This window comes from Lacrimispora struthionigena, assembly GCF_048627165.1.
GTDB lineage: Bacteria > Bacillota > Clostridia > Lachnospirales > Lachnospiraceae > Lacrimispora.
This window is the reverse complement of record NZ_JBMBWP010000002.1, coordinates 3,150,742-3,174,823: the sequence shown is the minus strand read 5'-3', so window position 1 is coordinate 3,174,823 and position 24,082 is coordinate 3,150,742. Positions and strand designations below refer to the sequence as shown.

Here is a 24,082-nt window from a genome sequence, read left to right as displayed (position 1 = left end):
CCTCCTTTATGAGTTTGTTAAGTATGTTACACTGAATAAAAATCCAGATGGAAGAGGTACATTGACTGATGGTTGAAATACAATCGAACCATCAGATTCCATATAACAGTTTACTGGTACACTTTGTGAACTATATGACACACATATATTACCAACAGCAGGTGAAGGGAATCCGTATACTCTGTATATAGTATATGCGGACAATGCTACTGTAGGCGATACTGCTAAAGATACAGTAACCATTGAGATACCTTGTAGATTTCCGTGTCTAACATATCCACCAGACAAACTTGCCCAAGTACAAGTTAAACCCGTTGATATTATACCCGTTATTTGGGTACCATTCTCAAACATGAACGATCCGCCAGTACCCTGTGTCCGTTGAGTTGTACCCGAAGGTTGCGCGCCAATCATATGAACATTCGCACCATTGTAGCTAGATATACCAACAACGTTGCCCGTAGATCCGGCATTCCAGTAAGCACTTACGCCCTTACAATTACTAAAGCTTATCGCATGATTTCTATTTGAGATTTTACAGTTGCCAGTACTACAAAATGATTCATTACATTGTATACCTGTATAGCTGGGCGCACTTACTGTTGATTGGAGATATTGAAGATGTACGTTGTAACTTCCATTCACATTTATGGCTTCTTTACTTGTAGTTGTCAAATTGAAACCATTTAATCTAAAATATCCTAGACCACATTTTGATACTGTAATAGACTTTACATAACAAGTTCCTGTCAACGTATCTTTTGTATCACTATATAAATTAAGTGATCCACCACGAAATGCTTGAATGAGTACATCTTCAGCATATGTACCAGCAATGACATTCACAGTTGCGGTGCACCCATTCAAATCCTTTGGTAATATATCAATCGCATGTTGTATTGTCTTATATGGGTTCCCTGAAGTTCCGTTACCAGTCAAGTCAGAACCCGTTGTTGCAACATAGTATGTGACATCACTCTGTAGTGTACCAATAACGGCTCCACTGGACTTAACGACAATTCCACCATTGTACGTAGCATTCATTTGAGTTGCACTTAATCCATTTATGGCACAGTTTACAATAGAATCACTCCATGTATTAAATCCTACAGCAAAACCAGTACCGCGTAATGTTCCAAAATATGCACTCGAATGAGAAGACATATTAACCGCAACTCCAGTATTCCCATCCAACAATATTATGCCAGATGCATATAAACTGGATATGCGCTCTACATTAATTGATACATTCATAGATGCAACTATATTGTATCCGGTAATATGCCAATTGACTGCTCCCCAAGAATTTAGGTTGGCCTGTGTTATAAGAGATAACCATGAAAGAGTTAACTCATAAGTTGAACCCGTTGTTTTGCAAATTAAATTGGCATTTGTTATATAAAGACTCGTCAATGTAATATTTCCATCAAGTTCGAAAGCAACCTGACCATTTGTAAAATTACTAACCGTAACAGCTTCAACGTATGTTCCTCCAGAGATATTCACTGTTGCAATAAATCCACCCAGATTTCTAGGTATTACACTCAATGTTTTTGTCACTGTGGCATATGGATTCAATTCGCTACCATCACCTGTTATATCAGATCCCGTATTTGCGGATACGTAAAGAATGATATCACTGGTAAGAGGTTTTATGTTTTTAATAAACGTCAGCACTTTCCCGAAAAAACGCTTAACACTCTCCCCTGCAGCCGGGACCGGATATTTGTCCTCTATTGGTTCCAGAGTTTCAATGACGGTTTCTGAGATATTCCCGCCAGTTATATCCACCTTTCCATTTCTTAATTCCTCCACATCCTCTGCTGATGCCATTGCACCGGTTCCCAATGATATCGAAGCATTCTCTGAATTAGAAATTGTAGTATAAGTGTCAAATGTACTTGTCGCTCCTTCTAACTCTGTCTCTGAAGGTTGATAATCCATTTTGTTTTTTACCCCGGTGGCTATACTATACAAAATTTCGCCGTAGTCAGGATCTTGCGCATAAATTCCAACTTCACTTATGTAATATCCCTCTTCGACACCGAGATTGTCTATTACGGATCGCAGTCTCACAGTATTATTTTCTATTACCGCAATACTGCTTATTCCAAAAGTCTGTTTAATGGATTTCAAAGTAATGGAAGCACTTAAATCCTCTGTCCCGCTATATGTGCCATTTCCAAGCTTTATTGCAGTAAATACTGCATTAGTCTGTCCTGCTGAGACTTTTGCATCAAGCGTCAGACCCTTAGCAGTAATAACAGCTTTATTAAACATTCGTTCCTCCCTTACTGCACAATAATATGGCGTATGTTGTAATTATAAACAGTTACAGAACACGGGCATTTAATCTCCCGACTTATTTTTACATTAGTCAGATGAGATCTAATATTTTTTACTTTATTGATGATTTCATTAAATTTCTTTACAATATCAGGAGATAATTCCGTACTGGTATTAATATAAAATGTACCTGGTTCCCCACCATATTTATACCATTCCACCACTTCACCTGCTCCAAATACAGTCTGCACCATCTCATCTACTGCAGATACTGTTCCACCCTTTGTATACCATGCAATAGAGTTTTTTACTATATCCCGTTTAATGTCGATATCCATGGATTCATCGTAATACTGACTTTGTAATTCTAAGGCAAGCAGATCAACAACCTCATCTGGCAAAGTGTCAATGTTTGCATAGAGTGCTGATACACCTGCAAATTTAAGCATCATTTCCATGCCTTTTTTAAAAGCGTAGCTCATAGCCTGCATATCATAATTCTCTTTTAAATAAGGTGGAAGTACCGATATCAATTCTGCATCCGATAATCTAATCATCTTCCAATCCTCCATATGTAATGCTTGATGTTCCAAGAGAGGCCACTGAAGCACTATCTACCGTTGCAAATTCCGGAGCTGCAATTTCAATTCTTTTTGCTCCTGCTGCCAGAGCTCTCTTTATCAATTCATTTGGATTAATATCCCTACCCATTTTTAATCTTTGCCATAATATATACTCGTTTATAGCATTTGTAACTTTTTGCTGTATGGATTCTGCCCTGTTCTTATCGCTCTGATTGATATAATATTTCACATTAAGATTGTATGGAACTAAATCCGGCGCATAGACTTCCACTTTATCCGTTAAAGGCTTAATAGAAGATTGTTCCAGATACTCTTTCAATTCATTGATAGATTCTTCTCCCGGCACTTCTCCATTTTCAAGAAGATATCTTACGGTGACTGTACATGGCTGTGTACTGGTAATAGATATATCTGATACTGTAGAATTGAACTCTCTCACATAATATTCGTAAGAATCTAATGTTCCAGCGGTAGAATAGGATGCCGGAGCCATGTATATCCTTTTTCTCAATGACTCATCTGACTCTATATCCGTTCCATTTTCAGGAGCCGTAATATTTTCAGCCTTAGATATGTAAGGTATTGCATCCACAACCGCCGAAATATCACCTATACCATAATTATTACCCGCGCTTCCTGGAGTGGTACAGGTTGCTGATACATCAACATACGTTCCCCCAATTTTTATTTCACTGTACACATCCGTGGAAAAATATATTCCATCTCCAGCCGTTAACCTTATTCCTTTCGGAATGCCTGTAACCGTTGTTCTAACACTTTCCATGGAGAACCTGATCGTTGTGGATGCTCCCGTTGCTGCTTTTCTGTACACATGTTTTAAAGCGCCCAGGTTTTCCAGAAATTCTCCCCGACTATACTTTAATAATCCCATTTTCCCTGCATCATCAGAAAACATATACCCTTGAAAAATGAAATATGCGCCTGCCTGTAAGATAATTCTTCTGTCATCAGCTGCAGCAAGTACAATATCTTCACCGGTCAATTCTTTTCTTTTTTCTTTAAACCACGACATCATATCATTTTCCAGTTTTGTTATTGAGTAATTATTAATAAAGCTTATATCCGGATAATCATCCACTGCGCTTATATTGCCCATACCTATCTCCTTTCCGCAAAATAATATTTACATTTGCAGTCCCACTGTCATCATATTCAATTCTGACCTCTGCAACCGATACTCTTGGTTCATAGCTTTCTATTTTTTCAATAATTTCTGTTGCAATATCGTTTTCCAGTTCCGGGGGAATCTTTGACAGGTTGGTCCAATTAATCCCAAGCCCTCTCGCAAGCGGTACTGATCCTGATGGAATACTTAAGATATTATTAATGCATCTCGATATATCTTCCACTTCTGACATATCATCGTTCCATAATAGATTAAACGCCATAATCATTCCCCCTTTACCGGTAAGATGCAATCATTGTTAAATCAATCGTCATTGACATAATCTCACCTCTTTTTAAAATTATATTGTAAGCGCTGCTCATATTTGTTAACATTGCTCTGCTACAAATATTTCTTCCCCCAATGACAAGCGGAGCAGTTACCCCTTCAGCTAAGCTATACCATAATTTATCTTCAATGACTTTTGGTCTTACTCCCAGCATAGCATTCAACTCAATACTAAATGTAGTACTTTGCAGGTCCGGTCCCACAAATTCGACAATTGGCCAGCCATTTATCATATTGTGCTTACTAATCCTTGCAGCAAAGCTGTACTTTAGTTTATCAATGGTAAGGATACGTTTGTCACTTGTTTGAAATTTTATGACACTTCCCCAATTACCTATTGTTGCCATATCAGCCCTCCCTGCATTTTTCAATTATTTCCTTTAGTGTAATTGATCCATTGCTGTCTTTAAAAGCAAGATTTCCACCAGAAACTAAAAGTCCAATTTCATTAGTTTCATCAGCTGAATATACTCCCATTACAATTCCTGCTGCTTCTCCATTTGATAAATGTAACACCAGAACCATATCATCCTTTTCAAGAGTCTGAATAATACCAAATGGAGCGAAAACAGGCATTTCATCTGTCACCTCATGATTCCTGTCTGGATAATAGATAGATGCACTTCCAGTCTCTGCGTTGTACGAACTAACAAGTCCTATTCTTGTTCCAGTCTCAGCCACATCACTTCCTCCCTTCTATAGCCTGTCAAAAATACGATATCCGGACACATTCATAGTATATCCACTGCTACCTGATACCTGATGCGTTGCCTTATTTACAAAATATTTACCATCACACCTGCCCATCCCATATAGTTCGATGTTGCATGTGGCAACAACATTCGGATCTCCCATTGCAGAAAAAGAAATAGCCACTGCTTTCTCATTTTCAGTATTGATTTTAGCTTTTGCTATTCTCTGAGCTTCCCCTATGTTGTCCGCCTTCTCATTAATATGCAGCAGCCTTGGGCCTTCTCCGACAGTAGTTTCAATCACTTGTTGCTTAACTCCTTTTTTTCGTTTTTCCGGCTTCGGTCCCATATATGAAATTGTGGCTCCGGTATAAGTCCCGTTTAAAGTACTATTCCATTCCCAATTTCCATCAAAATCTGACTCTGTATATTTTGCTGTAATGCCTCTTGATTCATAAATTGCTTTATCAAAAATAACAAGCGAATTTTTATAGATTTTAAGAAACATTCCCTGTTTTTCGCAGATATCATATAAAAAAGCACTATCAGTTTGCATGCTCTGCTCAACCGTCTCAATAACCGACTCTGTCCCCCAATAGTACAACTCACTCATTCCATATTTTCCCACCACTTCTTGGGCAATTTGTTTAAGAGTGACTTTTTTCCATGTCTTTGATATTGGATCAGTCTGAAATGATTGTGCTGCCGGTACGGACACACCACGAATTACACATTGACGTGGACTTCCTGAATATGTAAGATCATCAAGTGTGAATTTTCCACAGTGATATCTTAATAAATCCCCATCATTCTTCCAATTATGAAGCCAGATAGTCACATCAAGATCATGTTCTTTTTCAGGATAGAAATCAGTTTTAAGCCAATCCGCATCTCTTCCACTAAATGTAAGTGCAACCTCATCTGATACTCCGGAAGAATTATCTGTGTAACTGAGATCTTCTAACTTATCAGATAATCCCACTTCCTTTCCATCGTACAATACCTCACATGTTGCATATCTTGCATTAACCATTCAGCATCGCCCTCCATGTGGGAAAATCACTAGAAACAGATACCTGTGCCAAACTTTCGTTACTCGGAAGTTTTAGAATAATTCCATCAGGAAAGACAAAATATTGAAGCTTATCCCGATTTGCATCCATGAGCTTATCACAATAATATTCATTACCGTAAACTTCATAAGCAATTTGGTCCCATGTCTGCCCGCTAATTGTCGTATATGTACTGTACATGTGCTCAGGCCCTCCTATTAAAATGATAACCGTGCATGGTCTTTCTGGTATCGCTTCATAAATGCAGAAAATTTCTGGTAACTATCATCTACCGTTTTTTTAATTGATTCTTGATCTCCCCCATATATATGAAATACTGGTGCAAATACAGGGTTGCTTTCGGTACTTGTCTGTGAGTTTGAAACTGTGGTACTACTCACTGACTGTGAACCGGTTCCCACCACTCCCAATGCCTCTCCTGCTGCTTGCCAAATGCTTTTCGCATTATTGGATCCATCAAGCGGCACAATAGCTTCAGCTTTGTTTCCTTCTGATACCCATGCCAAATGTTCTTCATCGAAAATCCCACCTGTCGCATGCCCCACAACACCATGAGGATTTGCGGTTGAAGATTGCCGTGTTGTTACCTTACCTACTTCCATGTTAAAGTCCACATTTCCATAGACCGTCATATTACCAAACTTACTCGCTAAATATTCCTGTGCATGAGAATACAAGGTGTCTACACCTTTATTTACGGCATTAATGTTATTTGTTATACCTATAGATGTATACTCCGGTATGTATCCCCCTGCTTCTTGCATTAAAGCCAGCGTGTTCTGAAACTCTGGATTATTTTTAGCGGAATCTCCAAGCAAAGCATACATAGCATCTCTACTTCCAGCTACCGTACCTATTGCTGCAGCATTTTTAATTCCATCAGCGAGAGCTTTATCTATTTCTTTTCCCTCAGATTCAAGCTGCTTTTTTTGTTCCATCATTTCCTTAAATTGCGGTTCTATTGATTTATTCCATAAATCCGTAATATTTTGCCTGGACACGTCTGATAGTCCTTGCATATTCATCCAAGATCCCACTTGTTCCGCTGTCCAGTCAATAAGGGGTTCTTCGCCTTGCACTCCATTACTTATAGCGCTTATCAAGGCTTTATTTGTCATGTCAGAAAGATCTGGTAGGATTTTAGAAAGTTCATCATTGTAAGCCCCCTTCAGGGTATCAGCACCAAACGAAACCTGATTTAAGCCTATTTCAATGCGTTTGATTGCATACTGATTGTTAGTCTCTTTCTCAAGATTGTTATAACCTGCCTGAGTGAGATAGTCAGGATCTTCTTTGTCTATTTGACCTTTTTTACTTCTTTCAAGTCTTAAATTTAGCGATCCAAGCGTATATTGATAGGACTGCCTACTCGAAGATATGAGGTTGTTAGTAAGCTCCTGTGTTTCATTCTGTAGATTCTGGAACGTGTCTGCATCCATTTTTTTTCCAGAATATTCTTGTCTTATTCTTTCAAATGCAGCATCGGTCTGAGCCTGAGACACCTGCTCTGTTATTGTTGCAAGCTGTTCTTGCAATTCCTGTATGATTTTAGCCTCATCTGTACTAATGATTCCATCTTCCATAGCATCATTGTAGGCTTCTCCTAATCGCTTACCAAGAATTTTTACCTCAGTATTAATACCTGCATACATACTATCAAAACCATTTATAAGTTGCCTTCCGGTTTCATTACCTTCACCAAATAAGGCTTTGACATTTATTTGTGCTGTAAACTGTGCTTGTTCCACCAGATCTATGCTGCTTTCCACCATGCCATCAATGGCATTTTTAAAAGATTCTTTGTCTGCGTCATCCAGTTCAATCCCCATGCCAATTTTCCATACCAGTTTATTTAATGATTGAGAGCTTCTCTTTAATTCATCTGATATATCCGACACTTTTCCAAGTTCTTCCATTGCAGTACTTAGCTCATTTAATGTTTTTTCTCCAACAATATGGGCCGCCATTTCGTTTAATTCACCCAATGACAGGCTAATATCCCCAAAATGCTCCGCAAGATTTTGCTTCTTCATCTCTGCGTTTGCCATTTTCATTTTTGTAGAAACTCCAATAATAGCCCCGCCAGCTAATGCTATTACGCCTAACGCGGCTGTTATAGGATTTCCCATCATAGCCAGACGAAAAACATTCATTGCTGTTGCTGCATCCTGTACTGTTTTTATTAGCTTCAGTGAAGTGATTGTTGTACCAATTCCTGCGAGAGTGCCAGCTATTATATCCGGATGCTCAATCATCCAATCACCAACCTCTATAAATGGGCCTGCGAAATCTACGACAGCATCTTTTGCATCCTTAACCTGCCTTATAACCGTTGGAATGCTCTTTTGAAAGTTTTTAGCGACATTATCAATATACTTCGGATCAAACAAATCAGCTTTATCTGTAAACTGCAGTGCAACATCTAATGCATCTGAAAGAGGATCACGAAAATCCTGATATAATGTAATTCCCATGTCAGTTATTCTGTTCTTTACCATATCTGTACGGCTTTCGAATGTTGCATAGCGCTGCTCTGCTTCTTTTGTAAGCGCTGTGTTTTCTTCAAACGCTCTACTCGATAAATCCAGCGTGTTGTTAAAAAGGTCACTCGCACTTGCAGCTCTTAGCAGTGTATCCCTCAACCGTACTTCTTTAATATCCATGTCATCCAGTGTAGCGATTGCCGATTGTCCTAACCTGTCCGTATCGTTTAATCCTGCAATGAAAGCGGTGATTGCCTTTGCGGAATCTTCTTTAAATAATGTTGCAAATTGACTGCTGCTCATATTTGCAACATTAGCAAACTGATTCAGACTTTCTCCGCCTTTTTCCGTTGCAAGTTGCATTCCTACCATTACTTTACTAATAGCCGATCCTCCGGCCTCTGCATCGATTCCTACGCTTGAAAGAGAAGCGGCAAAACCCAAAATATCAGCTTCTGTCATTCCAACCTGGTGCCCCGCTCCCGCAACTCTCATAGCCATTTCCATAATATCCGCCTCAGTTGTTGCAGAATTATTTCCCAAGGCTACAACTGCGCTTCCGAGATTTTCAAATTTATCTTGTGACATACCGACAATATTTGCAAATTTAGCAAATTCTGCAGCACCTTCATCCCCCAGATTAGTTGCCACCTTTAGGTCCGCCATAGTACTTGTAAAATCTTCAATATTTTCTGTATGTATTCCCAGCTGTCCAGCTGCTTCCGCAATTTCAGAAAGTTCTACGGCTGTCTGTGGCTTATTTTTCGCCATCTCACGAATACCTTCTTCAAGATCAGCCATTTGTGCATCCGTTGCATTTACCGTTTTTCTTACACCCGCAAATGCAGATTCGAAATCTGAACCGACATTGATTATTACCCCTCCAGCCACTCCTGCTGCCGCTCCTGCTGCAAGCAGCACTTCTGCTGTAGTTTTTACAGCATTGGTTGCACCATTCCACATACTGTCAATACCGCTTCCGGAATTTTTCATTGCGGTAGAGAAACTTGTATTCTCTTTTGTTGCAGAAGCTGCCTCTTTTGCCACCGAACGGAGTTGCTTTTTTGTTAAGTTACATGCATCACCTAATGACTGGTCAATCATACCTGCAATTCTTATTGCCAATTCATATTCTTTATTTGCCATTTGATCCTCCGTTCTTATTTTCTTCGGCTATAGATTTAAAGATAATTTTTAATTCTTCGAGTGGTAGTTTAAAAAGATAATCCAACCCCGTATGTGTCATGAGTGATAATTTTATACAGTTTTTTCTGATCAGTTCCGTATCTACCGGGCGGATCCCGGCATGTAAAAAAAAGCGGAAACCACATTTTTTATTCTTACTGCATCCCTTGCTCTCATGGTGTTGCACCATTCCCACGGCTTATGATTTACCCTGGCTGCCGTCAGCAAAGCATATCTCCTTGTGATTTCTGGATTTGATCCGGAATATCCAAATCTGCGCATCTGATCATCAACCGCGAACATATCCTCCGCGGTCATATTATAAAGACCGGAAAGGTCGATTTCTTTGACTTCCACTCCATCAAACATATACGGATCGTAGAGAGGTATTTTCAGTTCATGTGCATCAGAAGAGGCTGCCTGATCGGCAGCCTCATTTAATAAATTATTTTCCTGTTTATTCATATTCTCCTCCATCAACAAAATTTACGCACTTTTTCCAGCAGATCTATACCGTTTATGCGGTAAATGTTATTCAGTTTATCAATTTCAATCAGTTTTTCACCGTTGATTTCATACAGGATGTAGACAGCTTCGATAGTAATCTTCGAATTCATTACATCTCCCGGCTTTAAATCTCCTGGCGACATTGTTTTACAACGGCCTTTCACAACATAGCGGAAACCGGTAAAGTCTGAAACTCCTGTGGTTTTATCCGTTACCTGTATGGCACCTCTTACATTAAATCCCACCTGCTTCATCGGATTTGCAAACTCAAAAATCGGCTTGTATAAGATCCTGAAAGGTATCTCCTGTGTTATAGAGTCAAAATGGCCGACTACCGGCACATCATAAGATCCGGCAATACCTGCCCCGGTGATAGTTGCCACTTTACTTGATAAATCCGCCATGCTCATTGCATCAGTAATACCAATGAGCTGATCTCCATCCCCATCATAGACACTGAATCCATGAACTACCTCTGGAATTATTGAGTTATTAAACTCCATATTATTCGCCTCCTAACGCTGTTTTAATGATTGTCGGGTCAAATTCGATATTGTTTACAATATACTCAGCCGGTGTCCAGAATGCAATTTTCGTTTTGAAAACGATCTTTCCGTTGATAATGGATTCAATTGGATTTTCATCTTCGTTAAATGAAATTATTCCACCGGCAATATTTCCACTTGAAGCAAGGCCATTCAGGTAAAGGTTTTCTGCATCCACAACAGCTTCAACCAACCGATAATTTGCAGGATCGTCTACCTTTGCTTTATATGTAAGAATAAAATGATTACGATACCAGCTCATCATTCTTCTACATGCAATCCATCGATCTTTGGGGTCTGTTGTCCCAGGGTAAGCAGCTGTGTTATTTCCCCACGCTTTCCAGCCCCCATCATTTATGGCTGTTACAATTCCATATGAGTTAACAACCTCAGCCGTACTTGTATCAAGTACTACTTCTGTCCCGTCTTCCAAAACTGCTGCACTCATATTAAGTAATTCATTTGATGGGCTCTTATATGGAATGTCTCCGTTTGCAGCATCTGTATATGCAGTCATAGCTGCCCAAATTGCGGAATATGCAAAAACCATAGTCCCTAATCTAACTTTAGGCCATAAAAGGATAGCATGTTTACTTATAACACCGATTTCAGTTTTGGCTGCTGATAATCCTGTATACACTTTTGTTGATGTATCCATATCAATTGCCGTCTCGCAGGTAAATATCCCATTAATATCCGTTGTCTTTGCACACATGACAGCTGCAACAGTAGCTTTATGCGACCAGCCTGGAGCAATAATAATCCCCGGTGTTAACCCGAATTTGGGATATACCTGTCTTACAAGTTCCAGTCCCGTTTCTTTCCCTGTTGCAGTTTCATATCCGCCAACAATGTCATCCTCTGTCACCAGTGTAGGATCCAACTGATCAGCTGAAACATTAAGACCTGTAACACTGACCGTCTTTTCGGTTGTTAACAAAGTAATGTCAATACCTCCCGATGAATTAAAAGCTGCAACATAATCAGTATTTTTAACCAGAGCAACATCCGCCTGATCTTTAACTGCCAGGGTATCAAGCATGATTCCTGTGTCTAAAATTGTTGCTGCTTTTGAGGATACCAATACATTATTTTTACTAAATGCCTTTTTATGAACTGCTGGATCCAATACATTAATAAATATAACCGGTGCAACAGCAAATATCTGGAAACTGGCATACATCGATTGGCATAAGGTATATTTATCAAATTCAGTACTGTACCCAAGTTGCTTTTGTGCCTCTGGAAAATCATAAGCAATTATAGGCACATTAACTGCTGCGGCCGGATCCGCAGCCAGGTTAACCGGTGCAGTCCCTACAACAACCTGTAATGCTGCTGTTCCCTCTATTGGTGTTGTAAGCTGTGTGCCAATTTCATTTGTGTAAATCCGATGGTTATAAGCCATGAGTTTTATTCTCCTCTCCCATACTTTTTAGCCATTTCAAAAAATCTGTTTAACGAACTTTTCGGAATGGACAGTTCCTTGTTTGCCTTTATCAAATCGGCAAGTGGTATAACAAGTTCCCCTATTGCCGGTAAATCTTTAATTGCGGTCTGTAGCATCGGTGGTAAATCTCCTTTAAATACAGTTCCATTCACCACTCCTTTAAATGTGGGACCAATATAAATCTTTTTGTTTACTTCGGTTACGGTTGCTGCTGTATCTTCAGCAACCATTTTAGCCATAGCAACAGTTTCCTCTGACTCTATGCTGCTTACATTGATAGTTTGAGTTTTCATTAAAACTTATTCTCCCTTCTATAACCTGCCATTTTAAATTTTGTGCTTATTGCTCCGAAAAAATATGGGTGTGTATCTTCATCCTGTAACGCCCACTCAAACTCTCCTGTGCAGGTGTATTGTTTATCTAAAAGAGGGTCTACAGCAAATCTACTATATACCCTCTGAAATAAATTTAACATTTCCCTGTGCCCCTGGTTCTTCACATCATCGTTGAATATACCGAAACAAATTGCTACATTCAGCAATTGAGCTTCATTAATTCCCGGAATTTCTCCGTTAATTATTTTGACAATGCACCACGGGCATTTTAAAATTTGATCGTCTATCTGACCATTTTCATATTCAAACGAGCTGAAATCTGTACTTAACTGATCGTCATTTTTAAATACAGGAATAGGAAGGGATTGGAGAAACACTTCCAAATGCACCAGATTATCACCGTTTTTTGCCGTATGAAATAGCATATCATCTGTTAAACGCTTTACCTCATCCGCAAGTGCTTGCTGAAAAAATAATGGCGTTACTGCTCTTATGTTGTTTTCCACTTATTTACCTCCCAGAACTTTATCCATAACCTTTGCAACCTGCTCACTTAGAATACTTGCAATTTCGTCAGATGTTTCTCCATATACCTTTTCATTTTTTATCATTACTGGATATGATGGAGAGAGCAACTTTCTTATTTTTTCTTTCTTTGGATTGCTTTTCATTTTGCTCCCCGGAACCCGGCTCACAACTGAAATATGTCCATTTTTAAATTGAACTACAAAAGCATCTAACGGCTTTGAAGATCCTTTTAAAACATTTCCTTTAATCTTTCGCCCCCCTCTTTTTCCGTTCTTTTTATATGATGTTTTACTTAACGAGAGGCTTGAAACATGAAATTCCTTGATTTCATGAACCGGGGATCTAAATTTAATAATTGCGGACAGGGTTTCTGCACTTGCTTTTTGGATTTCTGATGCAGATATAACTGATCCTTTCTGGGCAACTTTTCCGGCATAAACTTTTGATGCTTTTTGAGCCAGAAGGCTTTGCGCTTTTTTTGATGTATTATTTACTGCTGCTTTTATAACAGATTTAGGCTTCCTTTTTACTTCATCAAGCCTTTTTACCATTTCTTTGATTGTCTCTTCAGGTACACTTATTGTTATATTCATTGTGCAAAATACCCTACTGTTATGGAATAAACTCCACCTTCATCAACTGCATCTGTCACCCGGTAGTTCATACCATCAACTTTTAAAACGCTTCCAATTGCAGGCATTCTTCCGAAAATCTTCTTCGATACATAAAACATTATTTGTCTTTTGTATACTCCCTCGATTCTCCCCTGTTCAATTTGCTTTTTACTTCGTTCAAAAATTTCTGCTTCATCGACAATGATGGTCATTCCTCTGTCCCCGATAATATGCTCTTCTGCAAACTCAGCCTTGTTCATGAATACATTATTTACATCGTCAGAAAGCAAATCCTTAAAGCTTTTCATTTTCTACGCCTCCTCTCAGTGACAGGCACCCTTCCAATCAAATTTTCTTCTGATTCGGAATTTGTAGCAGTACCAAAAAGCCCGGCCTGTGCCGTAACACTCCGGGCTTTTGTTCTTATTTTCTTTTCTGTCGTTCCTTCCGACAGGATTGCGCTGCCACATTCCACCCATATTTTATGCATATCGGTATTTATCGGAAGCTCTTCTCCTGGAACATACTGCTTATTTTTGTAGAGAATAGGACATGTTGCTATCAGTTTCATGGGCTATCCTAACAGTTTTACAATCATGGTGCTATCTCCTGCTGCCGCATCTGCTGCCGCATATCCAGCTGGTATGTTTCCTGTCGCTGTAGTAGTTATGCCTGTACCATCGTAATATACAAGCGTCCCCATGGTAATTGCTGTTGTATCGGTTTTTTGAATCTCAAACACTCCCGACACAATGACAGTACCCATTTCTCCTGCTGCAATATCATCACCTGCTATTCCAATCCTTGATACTAATTCGATAATGCTTAATGCTTCGATTTTCTCCGTTGTGTGATTGACATAATCCAGCGATTCTCCTCGCTGAAAATAACTCGCTTTACTCATCTTTTATCTCCTTTCCGCTTACGCAATTACCTCACCTGGATTTTTAGCCATGCCCCTGAAATCTCTTACAGAAATACCCCAATCAAGATAAATATCCCAAGTGAATCCTAATACCCCTGGTGCTTCCATTCTTCTTACTGTTGGAGTTTCCTGGCCGTTTAAGTAATCTACCTGCACAGACTTTGCACTCATCTGATTTGCTACCATAAACCACGGTGCAGCATTCGTGCCTGCAAGGGCATTAAGAACCGGTGTCTGCACAACATTGAGCGGATAATTAAATAACGGGTTTACATCATTATTAGCTGATCCCGTTACCTGAGCAGAGTGCAGAATAACCGCAAGATCAAATTCATATCCCACCGGTACGATAATGTGCTGAGGTGTAATATAAATTGCTTCTCCAAACTGATCTACCTGCTTCTGCATCTGTAAAATTATTTTCTGGATAGCGGCCTGAGTTGGTTTGCTTCCTTCTGTAAGTAAATTTTTGTGGTTTGCATGGAAGAGCGGCGTTCCATCGAAAACTTTTGCATTGTTATACATCAAAGAATACACCTGTTTATCAATAGTCTTTTTTGCTCTTGTTGCATATAACCCTGGCACTTCAGTTAAAAAGCTGATATCGTCATTAATGAACGCTTGTCTGCTCATACTAAACTGCTTGCCATATGTATCAAGTTTTCGACTTGGCATCATTTCTGTGTTTGGCTTATCTGCCTTTAATTCGCCATTTTCAGGGACTTTCAAGAAATCGCCTGTCCCTCCAATTACATACTCATGGTCCTTTGTTTCCTTAAAATCTTTCAGGCTGCCTTTCCCAGTCCAAGCCTGGAATGTTGTAGGAACCTGATTGTATAACTGGACAATACTTTTCTTTATGGTATTATCCATGATTGCCGGAAATGCTGATGTAGGATTGTAAAACTGTCGGCATAGCGTATTGTACATTTCCGTAGGGTCCATTCTCATAAGAGACAGAGTATCTCCCTGTCCTTCTCTTGCAAGACATTCAACTGCCAAATCTCTAAGGCTCATTCCCCTCATCTGCGCGGCACCATCGGCAGGTTTAACCACTTCCCTTCCTGCTCTCATCATCAAAGCATCAGTCGCCCGTTCCCGGAACTTATCTCCTTCATCTGCCGTCACTCTCATTCCAATTGGGTTATGATTCCTCTGAAGCTGGTCCAATACTGCCTCCCTCACATCTTCGATGTTCTTTCCAGTTCTAACATATTCATCAAATTCAACCCCAAATGAACGGCAGAGGCTTGTAATATCAGCAACTCTTTTCCGTTCTTCCTCTATTGCTCTCTGTGCAGCCTGCCCCGGCGTAAGTCTCGATGTATGTCCATCTGCACCTGTGTTTTCAGCACTTCTTTCGCCTTGGTCTTCCCCACTATCTCCAAGCGTTTCAAGTTCTCTCTGCAGAGTATCAAACTCCGCCTGCTCTTCCGTAGTTAATGATCTGCGTTCTGTTTTTGCAGCATTCACAATTTCCTGCTGCCTCTGCATAATCTGATCTTTTCTGTTCATAGATTCCTCCTAATATTTATTCTTATTTATTTGAAGTTGCCGGATATAAACGTCCAACATTCTCCCGGTTTCAATTCCTGTTTCTTCCGCACTCCGTCCTACTCCAACTGTAGGATCGGCCGGTACCGATACAATAGATATTTCAAGCCCTGTCCATTTTTTTGCAATATCGCAAGGTCCTGTAAAACGTCCATCTGAACTTTTTTTATTCGCTGGCACTTCTTCCCAAAGTTCAACGCCATAACCAACTGATACGCCTTTTAAGGTGCCGCTTTTAACTTTTTTATAAATTACATCTGCTTCATCGTCATCATCAAACCTTATTTTTGCATAGCCTCTTCCATCTTCAATCCATGCTTTCAAAATATTTGCTAAAACTCTATCCCGATTATGATTAAAAAGTACGCAACCAATGCTATTAAGGCGTTCAAGGTCCACGCACCCAGGAGAGTGATCTAATATTTCAACTCCCCACCAACGCGAATATGGTTCTTCAGACGAAAAAGACAGTTCAAAGGTACGATCTTCCCCTTCAACTGCCCTAATAGATAAACCATGAAATATTCTACTTAGATTCCCCTGAATTTCCTCCCGCTTCTTTTGCTCCTGTGTTCGCGTTAGTATTTGTTTTTCCATTGTTTCCAAACATCACACCTCCCATATCAATTCCTTTTTCTTGACCATATGCCATGATTTCAGCCATTTCATCAATCTGCTCCTTCCAATCTCTACCGTTTTCAGACGCAAGATTCGCCCAGGTTTTTTGACCAGTATTAAGAGCCGTCTTATTTGCGTTTGCTTCTTTTACAGGATCAATCCAGCGTTTCGGTGCCTGTATCCAACTGTGTTCAAGGTAGCTTTCTTTCTTTTCCCAAAAATCGTTAACCTTGATTTTATCAGCCAGTACCAAGGAAATAACAAACGTTTCATAGATCTCATCCATTACTTCCACAAGAAGATCCTTATCCTCTCCGTATGTCAAGTCGTCTTCGATTAGTCCCTGCCTTGCAGAACTATAATTACTCTCTGACATATCCCTACTTGTGGTTTCATAGCTTAGCCCCTGCCCGGCACCTACCAAACGGACTTCCTGCTTGATATAAGCTGTTGCATCGGTTGCTTGACCGGTTGGCACAACCGCCTGAGCTTTGTCCCCTTGGTTAAGATAATGAATCATTCCTGGCGTAAGCGTTTTTCCATCATACTTATCAGTAGCAGCCCCATCTCCTCCCACTCCACGCCCTGGTGTTATTCCAGCCACCGGCAAGGCTTTTTCTACGAAAACAGAAAAACAAGCCAAAATCCTCTCTTTTACTGCCACTGCTCTCATAAATTCATTTGCATCCCTAATTCTTGTAATAGTTGGTGTCATATCTGACATTTCCCTGATTTGAGAAGGCCGTGTTTTTGTAAAAAGAAAAATTACATCTTTTGCATCTATGTAAACCGGTTCGGCCATTGTCATACCGTCAATGCTGTATTGATTAAAGAAATAGCCCACCGGACGATTGTAAGCATTGTATTCAATGCCACCCACTACCTTGTTTTTTTGGTCTTTTGGCGTTGCAGCCGTCAAATCTAACTCATCCACCTCCAACGCCTGTAACTTAAACGGTATAAAACCTCCCGTAGTATATCTTTTTAAGAAGATAATTCCACCATCTACTTTTTTTCTTTGTATTGCCATTCGCATTAATGCACTGAAATTTTGAGTCCCTGTCACATCACAATTCTGTTTTTTACACCAAATCTTCCACATTTTTTCAATAATATTATTAATATCATCTTTTCCGCTATTGGCTCTCAGGCGGTAGCCTCCACCATATACGTTCCTTTTGTAGGCTCCTAACACGGCGTTCATGATATCTGAATTTCTTTCTAAGTCTCTGGCCCTGGCTCTAACTGTGTCACGCCCGTAACGATCAGTCATTTCAGCAGACTCATTAAATACTCTCCAATTTGCGTTTATGCGATCATATCCAGCTGCATCATAATTCCTTGATTCCTCTAATGCTCTGCGGTAAGCCTCTCTTTTATATCCAAGTTCTGGTGATATATAACCTATCGCTTGATCTAATAAATTCAAATGATTACCTCCCATCAAACACTGCCACTACCGTATCGGCTAGTAACGGGCTTCGGCTATTGTTTGCTATTCGTGACTGCAATTTAAGCTGCATGTCCATAAGCAATGACAAATCAGCTCTTTGCAGCTGTCGAGTTCCAATTTTATATGACTGACCTCCCTTTAGAATTGCATATATGGCATCATTTACAATGCCTAATTGTTCTTCTGGCGTTCCCATTAGCAATATTTCATTTTCCAATTTCATCCCTCCTTACAACCAATCATCCTGCTGCTGTATCCATGTTTCTTCTGGTTTAAACTCTTTGCTTTCAGCAGATTTCTCTTCCTGCTCTTCCTGTTCTAAATGGAGCCGCCTTACGCCAAGGATCTCAGCTGCAGCCATACTATATACTTCGCAGTCAAGGTAATGGTTATCGCCATGTGATTTTTTTTGTACCCATTGCAATCTTTTAGCTCCATTTGCAGCTTTTGTCATAATTTTGTGTTCGGACGTTACCTGAGAAGCATATTCATCATCACACCCCTTGTACACCATCCAACTTCCTGTACCATTTTCTTTTTGCATACGTGCCATGATGGAATCCTTAAACTGTCCCCCATCAATAATCACCAGTTGCATTCCATACGCCTTGGAACTCGCCTTATCCACTTTGCTGATCTTATATCTATCCCTCATAGGATTTGAAGCACCTTTACATGGCAATGCCCAATCTGAATTGTTAACACAAAAATCATAAGTATCATCCGGTTGATATCCTGAATCAATTAACGCTAGGTTAACAATCATCTTTCTACCGTCTTCTGTTACCCACTCTAAGTTCATAATATCTTCGATTTCTGAGAACGAAAGAACCTGACCATGTGTTATATTTTGGCTTGTTGTAAATTTCCCCCATGCTCTTATCGAATAATATAAACTTGTTTCCTGTACATCCACACCTGCCGTTAGCAGTTTTGTCCATGCCGGAAGTACCATTTCTGGTAAATCAGTCTGGCGCTCCATAACCAAGTCACTTGAAGTTTTTAATTTTGTGTCTTCCCATGGTTCAGCCAGCCAACTGTTAACAAAGTTTTGAAGCAGTTCCGGATCATCTTTAGACTTCAGAAATTCTTCAGCTATGTCCGCCCATGTAAGGAAAATGCTGTATAAGGAACTGATCCAAAATCCAAGTGTTTTAGGTCTTCCGATTCCTCGCTTTTTTACACTCTTCCAATTTCCTTCGCGGAGCATTTTGGGTTTATCTTTATCTTCAATAAAACAACCGCACTTCTGGCAAACATACCGTGCGGTTTTAGCTCTGTCATATGGACTTAATTTCTTTTCTTCATCTTTGTCAAATTTTATCTGCTCCCATAGCAGTTCGATGAATTCTCCACAATGAGGGCATGGTACATAATAGTGTTTTACTTCATCCGCCTCATCATGCAATTTCCAGATGTAATTTGTCGCAAGGGTTGGCGTAGAACAAGCATACACCTTACTTTGTGATTTGAACGTTTTTATACGCTCCATTGCAAGATTGTATGGCGATGCCTCTTTTTTAGTTGCCCCTCCAATTTTATCTATTTCATCAAAAAAAAGGTATTTTATTGCTTTTGACGCAAGCTTTGATGGGGAACCAGCTCCACGCAGGTATAGGACCATTGTTTTAAATTTTAATCTCAACTCTTTTGAAGAGTTTTCCATGAATACTTTCTTTATCTGAGGAACCAGATTGAAAGCCGGCTTTAATTTATCATTGGATATATCTTTTGCCAAATCATCAGATGGATAGACAATCATTGTTGGAGCAGGACTCTTGTCAATGATATACATTAACGTGTTTATTAATACTTCTGTTCCACCAAGCTGCGATCCTTTGCAAAGATACACTTCTCTGATATAATCATCATTTAGTGCATTCATGATCCCGATAAGGTAAGGTGTCACATCATTTGACCATCGGCCTGATAAATTACTGGATTCATCTAAAATTCTGTATTTCTCTGCCCATTGGCTTACTGTCAACTCTTCTGGTTTTTTTAGACTTTTTTTAATTACTCGACGAAAGAGATTTGCTGTTTTCTTACGTTCCCTTGTTGCACGCGACATTATTATTCATCACCCCATCCGTCTTCCTCCTCTTCCTCGCCCTCCTCTTCCTCACCCTCCTCAATCTCATCCTGTGGTGATATACCGTCTATTTCATCAGGATTGTATTCAGACAATTCTTCCAAAGCATCAGACAAATTTTTATTTATTACCTGGATCATGTGATTTACATCAGTGGATCCGCTCAACTCCATTGCCAATTTAGGAGGAAGAGAAAGAATTCGATTACGAAAATGAATTAACATATCTGACAAGAAAGCCTCCACATTTGTTGCAGTGTGCAGCTCCCTGCGCAATGCACGGAGCTTTAAAAGTGATATTTGTTTTTTTACTTCTTCGTGTTCCGCCTGCACTTCCTCTTTTGTTATAGATGTCCTCCTCCCCATTTCCGCATTTATTTTATAATTTATATACGACTTAATACACTCTTCAAGGTTATATCCTCTTCCATTTTTTAGCGTCCGGAACAATCCTTCTTTTTTCAAATTTCTTACCTGACGATCCGATAAATCAAGGCATTGTGCTAATTCCTTTTGGTTGACTTCCATCAGTTTCCCCCTCCTCTCTTCCCCATTATTTTTTTAAGGACCATCTACCCATGCCTCCACCACAAAAAGCGGAAGGAAATGACCTATTTTTTTTGCTTATACAGCCAAAAATACTGCGCCTTCCTCGCCCCGCAAGGGGGCCACCCCCCTGGGAAGTACCTTTTAAATTATCTGACAATTTATTATTTTATCTATCAATTGTACATAGGCAATATAAAAGCACCGGAATCATACCGATGCTTAGAGGAAAGGCGCTCAATTACTGAGCGCCTTTAAACGAGGTCTATTTATTACTGTATTGAAGACTGTACCATTTTGTTTAGAGCGTCTTGCAGAACAGCTGAGCAACTAATATTATTTTCTTCAGCAAAAGTATTAAGATAAGCCGGAATAGTAAGAGTTTTCTTAACTGCCTTGTTTCCATACTTTGCCGCATAAGAGTCCATATCTAATGCAATCATATTGACGAACTGATTACCCTCTGCCTTTAATCCCTTAAAGCTCGATGCTTCTGGCAGCTTATGACCGTCTTCCAGTTCCGTCAACAGCCAGCCACTTGCAGCATCTTCCGCCATGAAGAGAGCCTCTGCCATATCGTCACCACCGGTAACGCAACCTGGTAGATCAGGAAACTCAACAACGTATCCACCGCTATTATCTTCATATGGTGTAAAAACTGCCGGATATACTAATTTCATTAATCTTCCTCCTTTCAATCCGTTTTAACATGCAGGAATCAGGGCTTTACAGCCCCGCCTGCTTTAGTATTGACTTTGCAACTGTAGGATTTATGTCCTTTCCCTTATGTTCCGGTATCGTTACCTTACCCGTCTTCGTAGGGTGTTTATACTGGTGGTGTGAACCTACTTGATTCACTTGATACCAACCGTCTTGCAAAATCATTTTTTCAACTTCTCTGAACCTCATTTCCTTCCTCCTTATGTAATAATTATAGCACGTATTGCACGTATTGTCAACCTTTTATTACGTGTTATACGTGCTATTTTATAGAAACGAAGCTACAAATTTATGGTAGAAAATTAAAAATTTTTAATAATAAGCTCTTTATATCTCTGGCTCCTATCTTTATTCACCAGATTATCCATTCTATCGACTTCTATTATGGTATAACCTTTATACAAATTTCTAATCTGCTGGCAGTCATTATAGGATAATACAAATTTACCCTTAATTTTACCCAGGCACTCACACAGTCGTTTATGGTCTTCAGGATTAAACCGATCCGGATAATACTTCTCCGCTTCGTAGTAAGGAGGATCCAAATAGAATAACGCATCTGGCCTGTCATATGTTTTTATCAGTCGCTCAAAGTCCTGATTCTCTATTACCACCCGATTTAATCGTCCTGATACCACTTTTAGATAATCAACGGCTTTTTGCATATCTCTTGGACTTACTCTAAAAGATTTACAATCTGTACCAAAACTCTCCCTGATCAGGCAAAAGAACCGGGCGGCCCGTTGTATGTCCGTCATTCCTCTGGTATTCCTGTTTAATTCATCAAAAAACTGTTCCCTAGACATTAGCAGCCATTCCAGTTCCCGCTGTAATGGTTCCGGGTGATATTTTACCACACGATATAAATTAATCAACTCCCCGTTCACATCGTTAAAAACTTCCAACGAAGCATGTTTCTCTTTTGAAAACAATAACCACCCTGCTCCACCAAATACTTCAATATAACGATTGTATGATTCTGGTTCAGGAAACTGATCTAATATTTTCTTGCGTAAGAGTTTTTTACCACCTATCCAACTTATAAAGCTATTCATGCTACCATCTCCTTTTTTTATAAATACGGTAGCAAAATTCTTGTCGGGTTAAAAAAAGGGCCTCTTTTTGGAAGCCCAGTATCACATTAATATTATATCATGTGTTTTTCAAAACTTTTCCATTTGTCATCCACTTTTTTCCACATGTTTTACGCACTGAATAAAAAAGGATGTACTTTTTCAAATTGAAGCAATGCTTCTCCATGTTTATTTACTATATATTTGTATGCATATCCCATCTCGTAGGCAATTTTTGTAAAGTTTTTTTCACCTCTTACATATCTTCTGTACAATATATCAATGTACAAATCGCTGTTCAGGTCATGTATTTCATCTATTATTTTGTTTTTTGTTTCGATATATTCAATTATCTTTTCTCTTATATCATTTTCAACTGAAGCTATTCTTATTGCTTGCTGCTCTGTTCTTTTTCCGGTAGCACAACCAAAGGAAGTCTGTACTCTAACAGAATCTCCACCATTTCCATTTGTTACTATACCCAAATTGTTTTGAATATCCTCAAGTTCTTGCTTTTTCTGTTTTACTTTTGTCTGCAACTCTTCCAGCTTATTTAGATATTCTTTGGCTGTCATTTCATTCATCAACTCCTTATCTGTCCTGCTGCCGAGACTGCCTTTCGGCAGTCTCATTTATAATTGATTTTATGTATTAATGCATTTTTCGCTTTCTGATCTCTGCATGAGCTTATATTGATATACGCTGGTTCTTGCTTTCGCACACGCCGGACCCGTTCGAAGAGAAGGAACCAGACACAGGCTTGTATTAGAGAATGCCGGCATCTGTGCACTGAACGTTCCAGCTTTAGGACCTTTTAAAATATAATCTTGCTTTGCAGCCCTGGACCGTTCTGCATAAAACGCAACTGCATGTTCTTCCTTACTACTCAAATCAATTCCTCCTTTCTACCTGATACCGTACTTATGCTTATAGGTGCTTGCCTTTTCACTGTATTTCTGAAATAGTCTTTTTTCCTGTGCTCTCTCTTTTCCTGAAGCTCCCGGTCTATTGCTGTAATATTCCAAGGCATGTTTTATTATCTGTGTTTCTCGATATTCATTCAATAATATTCCCCCTGTCCTGCTGCCACCGGCAACTCATTTACTTTAATCTCAGTTTTCCTGACTAATCTTAATCCCTCTACGCTCACATATCTTATACCAATATCTGTAAGGAAACGTATAATTGCTTCTGTCCTTACATGTTAAGCAACGTTTTCCACCTTTTCCATCGTGCCAACATGTGGAACAATCAGAAACATGGGTCCCACAACGATCTTTCATAACCATTTTTTCTAATTCATCAAGATCATTCATTTGGGACGCTATTGTCTGTGTATCACTTTG

Annotated in this window: 30 protein-coding genes; all 30 read right to left on the bottom strand. The window is 39.4% G+C overall.

Annotation, left to right across the window (positions count from 1 at the left end):
* Nucleotides 1–6 precede the first annotated feature (6 nt).
* Nucleotides 7–2,280 carry a hypothetical protein gene (locus tag ACOAOT_RS23960; protein ID WP_420219234.1) on the bottom strand — a complete coding sequence of 758 codons (2,274 nt, stop codon included), beginning with the start codon at nucleotides 2,278–2,280 and terminating at the stop codon, nucleotides 7–9.
* An 11-nt stretch (nucleotides 2,281–2,291) separates the two neighbouring features.
* A complete protein-coding gene (locus tag ACOAOT_RS23955) occupies nucleotides 2,292–2,843 on the bottom strand; it encodes a phage tail protein I (RefSeq protein WP_420219233.1) in 552 nt (183 codons plus the stop codon).
* Nucleotides 2,836–3,969, bottom strand: coding sequence for a baseplate assembly protein (locus ACOAOT_RS23950; RefSeq protein WP_420219232.1), 1,134 nt, complete (start codon nucleotides 3,967–3,969; stop codon nucleotides 2,836–2,838). The genes ACOAOT_RS23955 and ACOAOT_RS23950 overlap by 8 nt, the downstream gene beginning before the upstream one ends.
* Complete coding sequence (locus tag ACOAOT_RS23945; protein ID WP_420219231.1) at nucleotides 3,962–4,279, bottom strand: GPW/gp25 family protein; 318 nt, start codon at nucleotides 4,277–4,279, stop codon at nucleotides 3,962–3,964. Before ACOAOT_RS23945 ends, ACOAOT_RS23950 begins: the two co-directional genes overlap by 8 nt.
* A gap of 13 nt (nucleotides 4,280–4,292) precedes the next feature.
* A complete protein-coding gene (locus tag ACOAOT_RS23940; protein WP_420219230.1) occupies nucleotides 4,293–4,691 on the bottom strand; it encodes a phage tail protein in 399 nt (132 codons plus the stop codon).
* A gap of 1 nt (nucleotide 4,692) precedes the next feature.
* The gene (locus ACOAOT_RS23935; RefSeq protein WP_420219229.1) at nucleotides 4,693–5,025 is read right to left on the bottom strand and encodes a hypothetical protein; all 333 of its coding nucleotides are present in this window, start codon (nucleotides 5,023–5,025) and stop codon (nucleotides 4,693–4,695) included.
* 15 nt (nucleotides 5,026–5,040) lie between these two features.
* Nucleotides 5,041–6,069 carry a phage late control D family protein gene (locus ACOAOT_RS23930; protein WP_420219228.1) on the bottom strand — a complete coding sequence of 343 codons (1,029 nt, stop codon included), beginning with the start codon at nucleotides 6,067–6,069 and terminating at the stop codon, nucleotides 5,041–5,043.
* Nucleotides 6,062–6,289: a tail protein X gene (locus ACOAOT_RS23925; protein WP_420219227.1), complete on the bottom strand. Its 228-nt coding sequence runs from the start codon at nucleotides 6,287–6,289 to the stop codon at nucleotides 6,062–6,064. Before ACOAOT_RS23925 ends, ACOAOT_RS23930 begins: the two co-directional genes overlap by 8 nt.
* 17 nt (nucleotides 6,290–6,306) lie before the next feature.
* Nucleotides 6,307–9,738: a phage tail tape measure protein gene (locus ACOAOT_RS23920; RefSeq protein ID WP_420219226.1), complete on the bottom strand. Its 3,432-nt coding sequence runs from the start codon at nucleotides 9,736–9,738 to the stop codon at nucleotides 6,307–6,309.
* 141 nt (nucleotides 9,739–9,879) lie between these two features.
* Nucleotides 9,880–10,242 (bottom strand): phage tail assembly protein, encoded by a 363-nt coding sequence (locus ACOAOT_RS23915; protein ID WP_420219225.1) that lies wholly within the window; start codon nucleotides 10,240–10,242, stop codon nucleotides 9,880–9,882.
* A gap of 11 nt (nucleotides 10,243–10,253) precedes the next feature.
* Complete coding sequence (locus tag ACOAOT_RS23910; RefSeq protein ID WP_420219224.1) at nucleotides 10,254–10,787, bottom strand: phage major tail tube protein; 534 nt, start codon at nucleotides 10,785–10,787, stop codon at nucleotides 10,254–10,256.
* Between the two features lies 1 nt (nucleotide 10,788).
* Nucleotides 10,789–12,237, bottom strand: a complete 1,449-nt coding sequence (locus ACOAOT_RS23905; RefSeq protein ID WP_420219223.1) for a phage tail sheath family protein — start codon at nucleotides 12,235–12,237, stop codon at nucleotides 10,789–10,791.
* Between the two features lie 5 nt (nucleotides 12,238–12,242).
* Nucleotides 12,243–12,572 carry a hypothetical protein gene (locus ACOAOT_RS23900; protein ID WP_420219222.1) on the bottom strand — a complete coding sequence of 110 codons (330 nt, stop codon included), beginning with the start codon at nucleotides 12,570–12,572 and terminating at the stop codon, nucleotides 12,243–12,245.
* Complete coding sequence (locus tag ACOAOT_RS23895) at nucleotides 12,572–13,120, bottom strand: hypothetical protein (protein WP_420219221.1); 549 nt, start codon at nucleotides 13,118–13,120, stop codon at nucleotides 12,572–12,574. The genes ACOAOT_RS23900 and ACOAOT_RS23895 overlap by 1 nt, the downstream gene beginning before the upstream one ends.
* On the bottom strand, nucleotides 13,121–13,735 hold the full coding sequence (locus ACOAOT_RS23890; RefSeq protein ID WP_420219220.1) for a phage tail protein: 615 nt from the start codon (nucleotides 13,733–13,735) through the stop codon (nucleotides 13,121–13,123).
* Nucleotides 13,732–14,064: a hypothetical protein gene (locus tag ACOAOT_RS23885; protein WP_420219219.1), complete on the bottom strand. Its 333-nt coding sequence runs from the start codon at nucleotides 14,062–14,064 to the stop codon at nucleotides 13,732–13,734. The genes ACOAOT_RS23890 and ACOAOT_RS23885 overlap by 4 nt, the downstream gene beginning before the upstream one ends.
* Nucleotides 14,061–14,327: a hypothetical protein gene (locus ACOAOT_RS23880; protein ID WP_420219218.1), complete on the bottom strand. Its 267-nt coding sequence runs from the start codon at nucleotides 14,325–14,327 to the stop codon at nucleotides 14,061–14,063. The genes ACOAOT_RS23885 and ACOAOT_RS23880 overlap by 4 nt, the downstream gene beginning before the upstream one ends.
* A gap of 3 nt (nucleotides 14,328–14,330) precedes the next feature.
* Nucleotides 14,331–14,660 carry a DUF2190 family protein gene (locus tag ACOAOT_RS23875; RefSeq protein ID WP_420219217.1) on the bottom strand — a complete coding sequence of 110 codons (330 nt, stop codon included), beginning with the start codon at nucleotides 14,658–14,660 and terminating at the stop codon, nucleotides 14,331–14,333.
* An 18-nt stretch (nucleotides 14,661–14,678) separates the two neighbouring features.
* On the bottom strand, nucleotides 14,679–16,196 hold the full coding sequence (locus ACOAOT_RS23870) for a phage major capsid protein (RefSeq protein WP_420219216.1): 1,518 nt from the start codon (nucleotides 16,194–16,196) through the stop codon (nucleotides 14,679–14,681).
* A gap of 9 nt (nucleotides 16,197–16,205) precedes the next feature.
* Entirely contained in the window at nucleotides 16,206–16,832 is a 627-nt protein-coding gene (locus tag ACOAOT_RS23865; protein WP_420219474.1) for an HK97 family phage prohead protease, read from the bottom strand.
* Complete coding sequence (locus ACOAOT_RS23860) at nucleotides 16,762–18,282, bottom strand: phage portal protein (protein WP_420219215.1); 1,521 nt, start codon at nucleotides 18,280–18,282, stop codon at nucleotides 16,762–16,764. Before ACOAOT_RS23860 ends, ACOAOT_RS23865 begins: the two co-directional genes overlap by 71 nt.
* Before the next feature lie 4 nt (nucleotides 18,283–18,286).
* Nucleotides 18,287–18,523, bottom strand: coding sequence for a DUF6148 family protein (locus ACOAOT_RS23855; RefSeq protein WP_420219214.1), 237 nt, complete (start codon nucleotides 18,521–18,523; stop codon nucleotides 18,287–18,289).
* Between the two features lie 12 nt (nucleotides 18,524–18,535).
* The gene (locus ACOAOT_RS23850) at nucleotides 18,536–20,377 is read right to left on the bottom strand and encodes a terminase gpA endonuclease subunit (RefSeq protein ID WP_420219213.1); all 1,842 of its coding nucleotides are present in this window, start codon (nucleotides 20,375–20,377) and stop codon (nucleotides 18,536–18,538) included.
* A 2-nt stretch (nucleotides 20,378–20,379) separates the two neighbouring features.
* Nucleotides 20,380–20,862 (bottom strand): DNA-packaging protein, encoded by a 483-nt coding sequence (locus tag ACOAOT_RS23845; protein WP_420219212.1) that lies wholly within the window; start codon nucleotides 20,860–20,862, stop codon nucleotides 20,380–20,382.
* A 353-nt stretch (nucleotides 20,863–21,215) separates the two neighbouring features.
* Nucleotides 21,216–21,623 carry a type II toxin-antitoxin system HicB family antitoxin gene (locus ACOAOT_RS23840; protein ID WP_420219211.1) on the bottom strand — a complete coding sequence of 136 codons (408 nt, stop codon included), beginning with the start codon at nucleotides 21,621–21,623 and terminating at the stop codon, nucleotides 21,216–21,218.
* 46 nt (nucleotides 21,624–21,669) lie between these two features.
* Nucleotides 21,670–21,852, bottom strand: coding sequence for a type II toxin-antitoxin system HicA family toxin (locus ACOAOT_RS23835; RefSeq protein ID WP_420219210.1), 183 nt, complete (start codon nucleotides 21,850–21,852; stop codon nucleotides 21,670–21,672).
* Between the two features lie 113 nt (nucleotides 21,853–21,965).
* Nucleotides 21,966–22,718 (bottom strand): DNA adenine methylase, encoded by a 753-nt coding sequence (locus ACOAOT_RS23830; RefSeq protein ID WP_420219209.1) that lies wholly within the window; start codon nucleotides 22,716–22,718, stop codon nucleotides 21,966–21,968.
* 149 nt (nucleotides 22,719–22,867) lie between these two features.
* The gene (locus ACOAOT_RS23825; RefSeq protein WP_420219208.1) at nucleotides 22,868–23,311 is read right to left on the bottom strand and encodes a hypothetical protein; all 444 of its coding nucleotides are present in this window, start codon (nucleotides 23,309–23,311) and stop codon (nucleotides 22,868–22,870) included.
* 69 nt (nucleotides 23,312–23,380) lie between these two features.
* A complete protein-coding gene (locus tag ACOAOT_RS23820) occupies nucleotides 23,381–23,626 on the bottom strand; it encodes a hypothetical protein (RefSeq protein ID WP_420219207.1) in 246 nt (81 codons plus the stop codon).
* Nucleotides 23,627–23,641: 15 nt separating this feature from the next.
* Complete coding sequence (locus tag ACOAOT_RS23815; protein WP_420219206.1) at nucleotides 23,642–23,800, bottom strand: hypothetical protein; 159 nt, start codon at nucleotides 23,798–23,800, stop codon at nucleotides 23,642–23,644.
* Between the last annotated feature and the right edge of the window lie 282 nt (nucleotides 23,801–24,082).

Excerpts from the sequence above, each read along its gene's own strand:
- ACOAOT_RS23960 (WP_420219234.1), bottom strand. The coding sequence starts at position 2,280 with ATGTTTAATAAAGCTGTTATTACTGCTAAGGGTCTGACGCTTGATGCA.
- ACOAOT_RS23955 (WP_420219233.1), bottom strand. The coding sequence starts at position 2,843 with ATGATTAGATTATCGGATGCAGAATTGATATCGGTACTTCCACCTTAT.
- ACOAOT_RS23945 (WP_420219231.1), bottom strand. The coding sequence starts at position 4,279 with ATGGCGTTTAATCTATTATGGAACGATGATATGTCAGAAGTGGAAGAT.
- ACOAOT_RS23940 (WP_420219230.1), bottom strand. The coding sequence starts at position 4,691 with ATGGCAACAATAGGTAATTGGGGAAGTGTCATAAAATTTCAAACAAGT.
- ACOAOT_RS23930 (WP_420219228.1), bottom strand. The coding sequence starts at position 6,069 with ATGGTTAATGCAAGATATGCAACATGTGAGGTATTGTACGATGGAAAG.
- ACOAOT_RS23925 (WP_420219227.1), bottom strand. The coding sequence starts at position 6,289 with ATGTACAGTACATATACGACAATTAGCGGGCAGACATGGGACCAAATT.
- ACOAOT_RS23920 (WP_420219226.1), bottom strand. The coding sequence starts at position 9,738 with ATGGCAAATAAAGAATATGAATTGGCAATAAGAATTGCAGGTATGATT.
- ACOAOT_RS23915 (WP_420219225.1), bottom strand. The coding sequence starts at position 10,242 with ATGAATAAACAGGAAAATAATTTATTAAATGAGGCTGCCGATCAGGCA.
- ACOAOT_RS23910 (WP_420219224.1), bottom strand. The coding sequence starts at position 10,787 with ATGGAGTTTAATAACTCAATAATTCCAGAGGTAGTTCATGGATTCAGT.
- ACOAOT_RS23905 (WP_420219223.1), bottom strand. The coding sequence starts at position 12,237 with ATGGCTTATAACCATCGGATTTACACAAATGAAATTGGCACACAGCTT.
- ACOAOT_RS23900 (WP_420219222.1), bottom strand. The coding sequence starts at position 12,572 with ATGAAAACTCAAACTATCAATGTAAGCAGCATAGAGTCAGAGGAAACT.
- ACOAOT_RS23890 (WP_420219220.1), bottom strand. The coding sequence starts at position 13,735 with ATGAATATAACAATAAGTGTACCTGAAGAGACAATCAAAGAAATGGTA.
- ACOAOT_RS23885 (WP_420219219.1), bottom strand. The coding sequence starts at position 14,064 with ATGAAAAGCTTTAAGGATTTGCTTTCTGACGATGTAAATAATGTATTC.
- ACOAOT_RS23880 (WP_420219218.1), bottom strand. The coding sequence starts at position 14,327 with ATGAAACTGATAGCAACATGTCCTATTCTCTACAAAAATAAGCAGTAT.
- ACOAOT_RS23875 (WP_420219217.1), bottom strand. The coding sequence starts at position 14,660 with ATGAGTAAAGCGAGTTATTTTCAGCGAGGAGAATCGCTGGATTATGTC.
- ACOAOT_RS23870 (WP_420219216.1), bottom strand. The coding sequence starts at position 16,196 with ATGAACAGAAAAGATCAGATTATGCAGAGGCAGCAGGAAATTGTGAAT.
- ACOAOT_RS23865 (WP_420219474.1), bottom strand. The coding sequence starts at position 16,832 with ATGGAAAAACAAATACTAACGCGAACACAGGAGCAAAAGAAGCGGGAG.
- ACOAOT_RS23850 (WP_420219213.1), bottom strand. The coding sequence starts at position 20,377 with ATGTCGCGTGCAACAAGGGAACGTAAGAAAACAGCAAATCTCTTTCGT.
- ACOAOT_RS23840 (WP_420219211.1), bottom strand. The coding sequence starts at position 21,623 with ATGAAATTAGTATATCCGGCAGTTTTTACACCATATGAAGATAATAGC.
- ACOAOT_RS23835 (WP_420219210.1), bottom strand. The coding sequence starts at position 21,852 with ATGAGGTTCAGAGAAGTTGAAAAAATGATTTTGCAAGACGGTTGGTAT.
- ACOAOT_RS23830 (WP_420219209.1), bottom strand. The coding sequence starts at position 22,718 with ATGAATAGCTTTATAAGTTGGATAGGTGGTAAAAAACTCTTACGCAAG.
- ACOAOT_RS23825 (WP_420219208.1), bottom strand. The coding sequence starts at position 23,311 with ATGACAGCCAAAGAATATCTAAATAAGCTGGAAGAGTTGCAGACAAAA.